At 66.1% G+C, this 10,990-nt stretch carries 12 protein-coding genes; 5 read left to right on the top strand and 7 right to left on the bottom strand.

What is annotated here, in order from left to right; genetic code table 11:
- Positions 1-52: 52 nt before the first annotated feature.
- The 6 genes from AB7O82_RS32845 to AB7O82_RS32820 form a co-directional block, all read right to left on the bottom strand.
- On the bottom strand, positions 53-877 hold the full coding sequence (locus AB7O82_RS32845; RefSeq protein WP_428621273.1) for an SDR family NAD(P)-dependent oxidoreductase: 825 nt from the start codon (positions 875-877) through the stop codon (positions 53-55).
- Positions 878-1,083: 206 nt separating this feature from the next.
- Positions 1,084-1,506: a MaoC family dehydratase gene (locus AB7O82_RS32840; RefSeq protein ID WP_428556087.1), complete on the bottom strand. Its 423-nt coding sequence runs from the start codon at positions 1,504-1,506 to the stop codon at positions 1,084-1,086.
- 11 nt (positions 1,507-1,517) lie between these two features.
- A complete protein-coding gene (locus AB7O82_RS32835) occupies positions 1,518-1,979 on the bottom strand; it encodes a MaoC family dehydratase N-terminal domain-containing protein (RefSeq protein WP_428556089.1) in 462 nt (153 codons plus the stop codon).
- Positions 1,980-2,142: 163 nt separating this feature from the next.
- Positions 2,143-3,342: an acetyl-CoA acetyltransferase gene (locus AB7O82_RS32830; RefSeq protein ID WP_428556091.1), complete on the bottom strand. Its 1,200-nt coding sequence runs from the start codon at positions 3,340-3,342 to the stop codon at positions 2,143-2,145.
- Positions 3,343-3,465: 123 nt separating this feature from the next.
- Complete coding sequence (locus tag AB7O82_RS32825) at positions 3,466-4,908, bottom strand: hydroxymethylglutaryl-CoA synthase family protein (RefSeq protein ID WP_428554302.1); 1,443 nt, start codon at positions 4,906-4,908, stop codon at positions 3,466-3,468.
- 125 nt (positions 4,909-5,033) lie between these two features.
- The gene (locus AB7O82_RS32820; protein WP_428554304.1) at positions 5,034-5,978 is read right to left on the bottom strand and encodes an NUDIX hydrolase; all 945 of its coding nucleotides are present in this window, start codon (positions 5,976-5,978) and stop codon (positions 5,034-5,036) included.
- Here AB7O82_RS32820 and AB7O82_RS32815 point away from each other — a divergent pair.
- The gene (locus AB7O82_RS32815; RefSeq protein ID WP_428554307.1) at positions 5,977-6,552 is read left to right on the top strand and encodes an HdeD family acid-resistance protein; all 576 of its coding nucleotides are present in this window, start codon (positions 5,977-5,979) and stop codon (positions 6,550-6,552) included. The genes AB7O82_RS32820 and AB7O82_RS32815 overlap by 2 nt on opposite strands.
- A gap of 201 nt (positions 6,553-6,753) precedes the next feature.
- Here the strand turns inward: AB7O82_RS32815 and AB7O82_RS32810 are convergent, their stop codons facing one another.
- Positions 6,754-7,776: an NADP-dependent oxidoreductase gene (locus tag AB7O82_RS32810; protein ID WP_428554310.1), complete on the bottom strand. Its 1,023-nt coding sequence runs from the start codon at positions 7,774-7,776 to the stop codon at positions 6,754-6,756.
- 379 nt (positions 7,777-8,155) lie between these two features.
- On the opposite strand from AB7O82_RS32810, the gene AB7O82_RS32805 reads away from it, so the two are divergent.
- The 4 genes from AB7O82_RS32805 to AB7O82_RS32790 all read left to right on the top strand — a co-directional run.
- Positions 8,156-8,866, top strand: a complete 711-nt coding sequence (locus tag AB7O82_RS32805) for an alpha/beta fold hydrolase (RefSeq protein ID WP_428554312.1) — start codon at positions 8,156-8,158, stop codon at positions 8,864-8,866.
- On the top strand, positions 8,866-9,237 hold the full coding sequence (locus tag AB7O82_RS32800) for a DUF4406 domain-containing protein (RefSeq protein WP_428554315.1): 372 nt from the start codon (positions 8,866-8,868) through the stop codon (positions 9,235-9,237). Before AB7O82_RS32805 ends, AB7O82_RS32800 begins: the two co-directional genes overlap by 1 nt.
- A 106-nt stretch (positions 9,238-9,343) precedes the next feature.
- Positions 9,344-10,606, top strand: a complete 1,263-nt coding sequence (locus AB7O82_RS32795; protein ID WP_428621272.1) for an MFS transporter — start codon at positions 9,344-9,346, stop codon at positions 10,604-10,606.
- Positions 10,607-10,821: 215 nt separating this feature from the next.
- The coding region (locus tag AB7O82_RS32790) for a thioesterase family protein (protein ID WP_428621275.1) at positions 10,822-10,990 on the top strand (169 nt) is incomplete at its 3' end.

Below are 10,990 nucleotides of genomic sequence, written 5' to 3'. Positions count from 1 at the left end.
AGAGGCGACCTGTCGGTCGCCTCTCCGGCTGCAATCGCAAGTCGCCTGTCGCTTACAGCCCGCCGTTCACCACCAGGCACTGGCCGCTGACGTAATCGCTGTCGGGGCTGCAGAAGAGGTAGACCGAGCCGGCCGCCTCTTCCGGCAGGCCGCCGCGGCCGAGCGGGATCATCTGGTTCATGGCGGCGATGCGGCCGCCCTGCACGCCGATCTTGACCTTGCGGCCCTGCACCTCGATCTCGCCGTCCTCGCCCTGGGCGAGCGGCTTGGTGAGGCGGGTCTGGATGTAGCCGAAGGCGACGGCGTTCACCGTCACGTCGTAGCGGCCGAACTCCTTGGCCAGGGTCTTGGTCAGGCCGATGATGCCGGCCTTGCCGGCCGAGTAGTTCGACTGGCCGGCGTTGCCGTTGACGCCCGAGGTCGAGGAGATGTTGACGACCTTGCGCACGATGCGCTTGCCTTCCGACCGCTCCTTCTCGACGGCCTGGCGGAAGTGCTGCTGGAAGGCGCGCAGAATGCGGAACGGCGCGGTCAGGTGAACGTCGAGGATGGCGTACCACTGCTCGTCGGTCATCTTCTGGATGACGCTGTCCCAAGTATAGCCGGCGTTGTTGACCACGACATGGCAGCCGCCGAAGGCGTCGACCGCCGTCTTGACGATGCGGTCGCCGAAATCGGGCTTGGCGACGTCGCCGTTGCAGGCCACCGCCTTGCCGCCCATTTTCTCGATCTCGGCGATGGTCTCCCTGGCCGGCGCCTCGTCGATGTCGTTGATCACCACCCTGGCGCCGGCGCGCACCAGGCGCAGCGCGATCTCGCGGCCGATGCCGCGCCCCGAGCCGGTGACGATCGCCACCTTGCCGTCCATCTGACCCATTGTGTCTTCTCCTTCGTGATTTTCACCTTCCTCCTCCGTCTTACGGTCTTCCGGGGGAGGTGGTCCGCAGGGCCGGAGGGGGAAGCCGCAGAATGGTTTTCATGAATTCCGACGCCGGAACCACGAAAATCTCGACTGAGGCCTTCCCCCTCCGCCCCGTAAGACGGGGCACCTCCCCCGTGTGACGGGGGAGGCGTTTGAAAACGCTACGCCGCCGCGACCGTGGCGTGGCCCTGCAGCGTGTCCTGGCCGTTCTGGTTGGTGCACTTGACCTCGAGGTCGATCAGCTTCTCGCCGTTCTCCTCGCGCTTGCCGGTGACCTTGCCGGAGAGCGTGATCACGTCGCCCACCCAGGTAATCGAGGTGAAGCGCGTGCCGAGCCGGCGGATGCGATCGCGCGGCGCGTAGCTGGTGACCAGCCGGCCCAGGAAGCCCATCGACAGCATGCCGTGCGCGAACACGTCCTTGAAACCGAACTTCTTGGCGAAATCGATGTCGACATGGATCGGGTTGTGGTCGCCCGAGCCGCCGCAATAGAGAGCGAGCTGATGACGGGTGATCGGCGGCAGCACGATCGGCTTGATCTGATCGCCCACCTTCACCTGGTCGAACTTGGGAACGGCAACCATGGTCTCCTCCGTCACTTCTTGGCCGCGTCGGGATTGCGCACGACCGTGATGCTGGTGGCCTTGGCCACGAGCTTGTCGGCCTGGTCTTTCATCGTGGTCTCCGAGACCACGAACCACAACGCGCCGCCCTTCTTGTCGTACATGTCCGTCACCTTCTGCTGGCAGGTGATGGTGTCGCCGACATAGACCGGCGCGTAGTAATCGTAGTGCTGCTCGCCGTGCAGGATCAGGCCGATGTCGACGTTGAGCAGGCGCAACAGCCCGCCTTTCTCCGGATCGTCATTGGTCAGCGCCTGCAGGAAGGTCGGCGGCACCGGCACCTTCTTGTAGCCGGCAGCCTTGGCCGCGGCCTCGTCGGCGTAGATCGGATCTTCCTCGCCGATTGCCTTGCAGAAGAGCTTCACCTTGCCGGCTTCCGCCGTGGCCTTGAACGCTTTGAACTCGTGGCCAATCACCTTCTTGTCGAGCTGCATTGCCCGTTTCCTCTCCCTCGAAACCTGAAACGAACGCCCTCGCCCATTCAAGGGAGAGGGCGCGAATGCCGTGAGCCTGGGAACTCTTCCGGACCGCGGGCATCTTGCCCGCTCATGAGCTTGAGCGGGCGAGACGCCCGCGGTCCGGAAGAGGATGAGTCGGCTACTCGAAGCGGCCGACGATGGCGATGCTGGACACGTTCTCGCGCGGCGAGCCGCCGAGATTGTGGGTCATGCCGATACGCGGATCCTTGAGCTGGCGGGCGCCGGCGCGGCCCTGGAACTGCAGGTACATCTCGTACAGCATGCGCAGGCCCGAGGCGCCGATCGGATGGCCGAAGCACTTCAGTCCGCCGTCGATCTGGCACGGGATCTTGCCGTCGGCGTCGTAGAAGCCGTCGAGCACGTCCTTCCAGCCCTTGCCGGTCTCCGAGATGTGCAGGTCCTCCATGGTCACCAGCTCGGTGACCGAGAAGCAGTCGTGCACCTCGAACATCGAGACTTCGGCGCGCGGATCCTTGATGCCCGCCTCCTCGTAGGCCTTCTTCGAGGCGATGCGGGTGGTGTGGAAGTAGCTGCCGTCCCACGAGTTGTGGCCCGACTCCGAGCCGTTCGACACCGAGAGCTGCAGCGCCTTGACGCTGACCAGGTTGTGCTTGCCCAGCGACCTGGCGATCTCGGGCGTGGTGACGATGGCGGCGGCCGCGCCGTCCGAGACGCCGCAGCAGTCGAACAGGCCGAGCGGCGAGGCGATCATCGGCGCGTTCAGGATGGTATCCATCTCGACCGCCTTCTGCAGATGCGCCTTGGGGTTCTTGGCGCCGTTCTGATGGCTCTTCCACGACACGTGGCCGATCGCCCGCTTGAGGTCGTCGGCGCTGACGCCGTGCGCGGTCTGATAGGCCGTGGCGAGCTGGGCGAAGTTGCCCGGCGCCGTGCCATTGGCGTGCCACAGCGCCTGCAGCGGGCCGCCGCGGCCGCCCGGCAGGCCGCCGTAGCCGGTGTCCTTCAGCTTCTCGACGCCGAGCGCGAGCGCGAAGTCGGCCGCGCCGGAGGCGACCGCATAGCAGGCGCCGCGGAACGCCTCGGTGCCCGAGGCGCACATGTTCTCGACGTGCGTCACCGGGATGTTGGGCAGGCGCAGCGTCATCGACAGCGGGATGCCCGACTTGCCGACATGGACCTCGTCGATCGCGGTCGAGAACCACGCGGCGTTGAGCTGCTTGGCATCGATGCCGGCGTCGGCGATGCATTCCTTGTACGCCTCGAGCATCAGCTCCTCGGCGCCGCTGTCCCAGCGTTCGCCGAACTTCGAGCAACCCATGCCGAGAATGGCAACCTTGTCCTTGATACCACGAGCCATTGCAGGTCTCCTTGGTGTGGTGGTGGGGGTTTCAGACTATCACTTCAACGCATTCTTTGCCGGGAGCGCGCCACTCCGTGGCGCTCATGATGCGCCACGGAGTGGCGCGCTCCCGGCGATGAATCACAGCGGCGCCGCCTTCCAGAAATAACGCTTGAAGCCGCCGCGCATGGTGTCGTTGTCGCGGATGCGGAAGGTCATGCGCATTTTGGCGCCGACCTTCACCTGTTCCTTGTCGCTGTCGGTGAAGTCGGCCATGAAGCGGCCGCCCTCGGGAAACGTGATCATGCCGTAGTACGCCGGCGGATCCGGCGAGTAGGTGAGCGAGTCGGCGGTGAACGACATTACATTCGCCTCGAGGCCGGCCATCGGATAAGGATCCTGGCTGTCGACGGCATGACAGTTGGGATTGACGCAGACCTGGGTGCGCGGGAACTGCACCGTGCCGCACACCTTGCACTTGCCGCCGACCAGGCCGTAGATCATGTCGCGCTTGCGCCACAGGACCGACAGCGCGGTCTTCTTGTCGAACTCGGCGCGCATGCCCTTCTCGATCGGCAGCATCTCGTTGAAGGCGAGGAACTTCAGGTAGTTCTTCTCTTCCTTGCGCCGCGCCATCCAGCCCGACAGCCCCTTGCGCTTGGGCAGCCTGGCGTTTTCCGCCGTCACCTCGAACACCAGGATGTCGACCCCCTGGCCGAAAGCGACGACCATGATCTTGTCGCCTTCCTTGGCGGTCTCCAGCGCATCGACCAGCATGACCAGCGCGTGCGCCGCGCCGGTGTCGCCGAGCGTGGCGCCCAGCAGGTCGCGCACCGAGCCGTCGGCGATGCCGCAGATCTTGGCCATCTGCCGCGGCACGGCCGGCATCGGGCTCGGCATGATGAAATGGGTGATGTCGCTGCCCTTCAGCTTGCACGTTGCAAAGGCAGCCTTGATCGCCGGCGGCACGATCTTCGAGTAGCCCTCGTCGCGGATCCAGCGCTCTTCCCAGCCGTAGTCGAAATCGCTCTCTTCGCCGCGGAAATGGTCGACGAAATCCATCGACACCGAGTGATGGCCCACGAGCCTCGCGATCACGTTCTCGGTGCCGCAGAGCAAGGCCGCGGCGCCATCGCCGTAGTTCAGCTCGTTGGCCGAGGCGACGCGGGCCATGCGCTTGTCGGCGGCCGCGACCAGTGAGGGCGCGCCGTCCTTCGAAGCGTTGAGCCCGGCGATCAGCGCCGACGTGCCCGCCTTCTGCGAGCCGCCGACGTCTGACGCCAGCAGGTTCTGCTCGATCGAGAGCGCCGTGCCGACCACGCCGGCGTTCTGGCGATCCTTGAAGGGATGCGTGGTCGAGGCGAAGTAGAGGTTGCGCACGTCCTCGGCCTTGTGGCTGGTCAGGCAGTCGCGCGAAGCCTCGACCGCCATGGTGATCGAATCCTCGTCCCAGTTGGCCATCGACCGCTCGCCCTTGGCCAAGCCGCGCAGGCCGGCGGCGAACCACTTGTTGGCGTCGTACACCGCCTGACGGTTGAGACGCAGGCGCGGCACATAGGCCCCATAGGCCACGATTCCGACCATTCTTCTCTTTCCTCCTGGCTGTCCGGCAGCAGCCGGCTCATGAACGAGCGTTTATGTCTCCGCTCTTAGCGCGCCCCGGCGGGCGGGGCGAGCCGCAAATGAGCACAGCTGCCAAAAACGTGGAATTACCGCCCGGTCTGCGGAACTGGCTGCGGCGGCATTTCCCGCACCACGTTGCGATAGCCCGAGTCCGGCGGCAGGTGCATGTAGCGCTTTCCGTCGCGGCTCTCGACCCAGGGCTGCACGGTGACGATGCGGCGCGCCTTGGCCTGTGCGATCGCCTGGGCAACGGTATCCGCCTCGGCCAGCAGCTCGAGGTTCTTCAGCGTGGCATGGACCAGGGTGCGCCGGCCTGCCTGGGCTTCGTCGATGGCCTGTTGAGCGGCGATCCACACCGAATCGACCGATTCCGAGCCGTCGTGCAGGGCATCCTGCTCGGCCGGCGCCTCGGCGACGAAGAACCAGGTGTTGAAGCGCCTGGGTGCGAACACCGGCGTGATCCAGTGCGCGTATGGCGTCATCAGCTCGGTCGCCAGCTCGAGATCCTCGGCCTCGACGAGATCGACGATGCTGGCCTCGTCCCTGGCCAGCCTGTCGCGCCAGCGCTGCTCGATCGGCGCCAGCTCGGCGGCAGTAACAAGAGCACTCGAGCCGCGCTTGTGGGCGAGCAGGATGCCGCACTCCTCGAAAGCCTCGCGAATGCCGGCGATGCGGAATTTCAGCTCCTCGTCGCCGAGCGTCGCCGCCCCGGTCGAGCGCGCGCGCAGCCGCGCGTCGCCATCGGCGTCCTCGAGCTTGCCGCCGGGAAACACCAGTGCGCCCGAGAAGGCGTCGATCTGCTGATGGCGCACCACCATGAAGACCTCGGGCGGCGAGGCGGCATCGCCGCGGCGCGACGGCCGCAGCAGCAGCACGGTGGTGGCGGGCCGGGGCACCGGCGGTTGCTTCTTCGATTCGGTCATCTCTGCCTGCAGCTCTGGAATTGCCGCACTTTCCCACAGCCGTCGCGACAGCGCCATCGACGGCGTGTATTCTTCGCCCGGCCGTTCCGCAGAGAAGGAGAACGACATGACGATGGCGAACAGCCCCTCCCCGCACAATCTGGGCCAGGGCATCGGCACGCTGCGTGCCAAGTGGGGTTGGATCGTGGCGCTGGGCGTCATCTTCATGATCGCCGGCGTGATCGCGCTCGGCAGTGTCATGGCTGCCACCGCCTCGGCCGTGCTGATCATCGGCATCATGATGATCATGGGCGGCGCGGCCGAGATCATCGCCGCCTTCAACGTCAAGTCGTGGGGTCGGTTCGCTTTCTGGTTATTGCTCGGCCTGCTCTATGTCGGCGCCGGCGTCATCTGCATCCTGAACCCGTTCGAGGCGGCGACCATCCTCACGCTGTTCCTGGGCGTGGCGCTCATGGTCGGCGGCATCGTCCGCATGTTCCTGGCCTGGCACATGCGCGAGGCCGGCAAGCCGTGGGGCTGGGTCGTGGTGTCGGGCATCATCACCCTGCTGCTCGGCCTGATCATCATCGCCAAGTGGCCGGTCTCGAGCGTCTACACGCTCGGCATCTTCCTCGGCATCGACCTGATCTTCATCGGCTCGGGCTGGCTGACCATCGGCCTGGCGCTGAAGAAGCGCGCCTGAGGCCGATCATTTTGCTCCCCGGCGAAGCTGGGGAGGTGTCGCCGTCATCGTCGGCGGAGGGGTCATGGCTGGGAGCGCGCCACACCGATGGCGCTCTTCTTGGTGATCACACGTCCGATGAGCGCCATCGGAGTGGCGCGCTCCCAGCAAAGACTATGGCCCCTTCGCCGCTGCAGGACGGCACATGAACCCGCGATGCGCTTACCGACGCGTCGGGTCTTCCGAGACCTGCACCAGGAGCTTGCCGAAGTTCTTGCCCTTCAGCAGGCCGATGAACGCCTCGGGAGCGCTATCGATGCCCCGCACGATGTCCTCGCGATACTTGATCCTGCCGGCCTTGACTGCGGCGGGAACCTCTTTCCAGAAGCCCTCCATCTGGCCGAAATGGTCGGACACGATGAAGCCGGTCACGGTGGCGCGCTTGATCAGCAGCAGGCGCCAGTCCGGCCCGGCGCCCATCTGCATCTCGTTGTAGTGCGCGATCAGCCCGCACAGGGGCACGCGCGCGAAGTCGTTGAGCTGCGGGACGACGGCGGCCTGCACGGCGCCACCGACATTCTCGAAATAGATGTCGATGCCCTTGGGCGCGGCGGCGCGAATTTCCTTGAACAGGTTGGCGCCGGCGGCGCGATAGTCGACGCAGGCGTCGAAGCCCAGCTCCTGCACGACGTAGTCGCACTTGTCCTTGCCGCCGGCGATGCCGACGGCGCGACAGCCATGCAGCCTCGCGAGCTGGCCGACCACCGAGCCGACCGCCCCCGACGCCGCGGAAACGACCACCGTCTCGCCCGCCTTGGGCTTGCCGATCTGCATCAGGCCCCACCATGCCGTCATCCCCGGCATGCCGAGCACGGACAATGCCGTGGACAGGGGCGCGCCGCCGGGATCGAGCTTCATCACGCCGGAGCCGTTCGACACCGCGTAGCTCTGCCAACCCGAATACTCGGCGACGAAGTCGCCCTCCTTGAAGGACGGGTGCTTCGACTTGACGACCTGGCCGACGGTGCCGCCGACCATCGGGTCACCGAGAGTCACGTTGGCGGCGTAGCCCTTGGTCTCGGCCATGCGGCCACGCATGTAGGGATCGAGCGACAGCCAGATCGTGCGCGACAGGTACTCGCCCTCCTTGGGCTCGGGCACGGGCGCATCGGCGATCTCGAAATTCGCGGGCGTCGGTTCGCCCTGCGGACGCGACTTCAGCAGAACGCGACGATTGGTGGCCATGGGATCCTCCTGAATGGCCGTACGATAGCACGTCATGCTCTTCCGGACCGCGGGCGCGACTCCCGTGGCACTCATGGGATGCGTAATCGACAAGAAGAGCGCCACGGGAGTGGCGCGCTCATAGGCGCTAACTTTGCCCATCGACGTCGCCACTTTGCTGGGAGCGCGCCACTCCCGTGGCGCTCATAGGATGTGTAATCACCAAGAAGAGCCCATCGGAGTGGCGCGCTCCCAGCGAACGACCCCCAAATTTAACGCCTATGAGTGGAGCGCATCATCCTGGTTCATGAGCGAGCGAGACCCTTCGGCCAAGCTCAGGGCAGGACGCCCGCGGTCCGGAAGAGCGTGAGCAGCCTGCCTTGTGCTAAGACGACCATCGATGCGTACCTACATCTGTCTTCCCGGCGCCTGGATGGGCGCCTGGTCGTGGCAATTCGTGCTGCAGCGGCTCGGGGCCGCCGGCCACGACGCCCGCGCCCTGCCCTTTCGCGGCGTCGGCGAGCGGGCGGCCGAGCTGTCGCCTGCACACGACAACGACGTGTTTGCAGCCGATACGATCGAGACCCTGGAGCAGGAGGACCTGCGCGACGTCGTGCTGGTCGGCCACAGCTTCGGCAGCCTGATCGCCTCGCTGGTCACCGACCGGATTCCCGAGCGCATCGGCCACCTCGTTATCATCGATGGCGGCATCGCCCAGAATGGCCAATCGATCTTTGGCCGCATCCCGGCCGAGATCGCCGCCAAGCGACGCACGCTGGTCAAGGTGGTTAACGACACCGAGGTGCTGCCGTTCGCACCGGCCGGCAGCCTGATCATCGACGATCCCGAGCTGGCCGCGTGGACGCATCGCCAGCTCACGCCCCATCCGGTCGCCTGCTACACCAAACCGATCCGGCTCATGAATCCAGCAGGCAATGGCCGGCCGATGACCTATATCGCCTGCACCAGCCCGCGCTATCCGGTGTCGGCCGGCATGCACGAGAAGGTGCAGGCGATGCCGCATATCCGCTATCGCCCGATCGCGGCCGGACACAACTGCATCATCTCGGCGCCCGAGCTGGTGGCCCGCGAGTTGCTGGAGATCCCGTGATGAGCGAGCAGCTCATGATCCTGGTGGCCGGACCCTACCGCTCCGGCACCAACGACGACCCGGTACTGATCCAGCGCAACGTCGACGCCATGGAGGACATGGCGCTGGCGGTGTTCCGCCGCGGCCATCTGCCGGTGCTCGGCGAATGGTTCGCCCTGCCGCTGCTCAGGCGCGCCGGCTCGAGGGCGATCGGCGACGCCGTGTTCGACCAGATCTTCCATCCCGTGGCGCGCGAGCTCATCGGCAAGTGCGACGCCGTGCTGCGCGTCGGCGGCCCCTCGAGCGGCGCCGACGACATGGTCGCGACCGGCCGCAGGCACGGCAAGCGCATCTTCCACGACCTGTCGGAAATTCCCGAGCGGCGGCGATGAGTCAGCTCTTGCTTTCTTCCGGACCACGAGCATCTTGCTCGCTCATGCATCATGAGGAGCAAGATGCTCGCGGTCCGGAAGAAGATGATCCGAATGCGATCGCCCAATGAATAGTGAGCTGCCTCACCGGCGCTGGTGGAGCGACCCGCTGGTCATCTCGGTCAATGCGCTGGGGCTGACCCAGATCACCGCCTGGGGCACCAGCTACTACTGCCTGGGCGTGCTCGCCAAGCCGATCGGCGCCGACACCGGATGGAGCACCGGCACGATCTTCCTCGGGTTCAGCGTCGCCCTGGTGATCATGGGCCTGATCTCGACCTGGGTCGGACGGCTGATCGACCGGGTGGGCGCGCGCGTCGTCATGTCGATCGGAACCATCATCGTGTCGGCGGGCCTTCTGGCCCTGTCGCAGGTGCACGCCGTCGTGACGTACATCGCCGTCTGGGCGGTGATCGGCGTCGGCATGCGCTGCTGCCTCTACGATGCCGCATTCGCCGCGCTCGTGCAGGCAGTGCCGAGTCGCGGCCGCGCGGCCATTTCCTACCTCACCCTCTACGGCGCCTACGCCTCGACCATTTTCTGGGTGATCGGCCATTACCTCAACGACGCCTACGGCTGGCGCGGCACGCTGGCGATTTTTGCAGCGATCAATCTCGTCGTCTGCCTGCCGCTCAACTGGCTGGGCCTGACATGGCGCGATCCGGCGGTCGCGGCACCCGCCGACGTCAAGGCCTCCACCACTCCGGACAGCGCACCGGCGCTCGAGGGGCGCCTGCGCACGATCGGCATCGCCCTGTTCGCGCTCATCATGTCGCTCAACGGCTTCGTGTTCGGCGTCGTTTCCCTGCAGCTGGTGCCCTTGCTCGAGGCGGCCGGATTGGCAGGCGCCATCGCGGTGTGGGTCGCCTCGCTGAAGGGGCATGGCCAGTTTGCCGGCCGCCTGGTCGAGATCTTCTTCGCCAAGAACCTCAAGGCGATGACCGTGGCGCGCATCGCGATCGGCGTCCTCCCGGCTGCGCTGGTGCTGCTGATGCTGGCCCACGGCGAGCTGATGCTGCTTGTCGCCTTCACCGTGCTGCTGGGTGCTTCGCAGGGCGTGATCACGATCGTGCGCGGCGCTGTCCCTCTCGCCTTGTTCGGCACCAAGGGCTACGGCGCGGTGCTCGGACTGATCGCCACGCCGATCCTGCTGGTCAACGCCTTCTCGCCGACCGTGTTCGCTCTGATCGTCGATCAGATCGGCTGGCAGAACGCCTTCAATGCACTGCTCGTCTGCGCGATCCTGAGCTGGCTGGCGATCGAGCTGATGTCACGGTGGTATGAAAGGACGCGCCTCTCGTCGAACCGCGGGCGTCTTGCCCGCTTATGACGCTCATCGCTGGGAGCGCGCCACCCTGTGGCGCTCATGCTCTTCTTCCGATCCGCAGTCGGCGTGTCTTCTATCTCCATGAGCGCCACAGGGTGGCGCGCTCCCGGCCATGAGCATGAGCGCCCCTTTGGCGGAGTAAACTCCGCCAAAGGGGCGCCGACCCAGCCACGACTCCTCCCCTTGCGATTCGTCGCCGCTTGGCTACGGTCCGCCGCATGAAAGTGCCACCCTATCCCATGCCCGACCTCGAACTCGGCGCGCCGCTCGACATTCACCGCGCCACCGTCCTGCCCGAGTGGATCGACTGGAACGGCCACATGAACGTCGGCTTCTACGTCGTCGCCTTCGACAAGGCGACCGACACGCTGTTCGCCCAGTTCGGCT

The organism is Reyranella sp., from assembly GCF_050185545.1.
GTDB lineage: Bacteria > Pseudomonadota > Alphaproteobacteria > Reyranellales > Reyranellaceae > Reyranella.
Note: the sequence above shows the minus strand (reverse complement) of the source record. Positions and strands in the feature narration are given on the sequence as shown.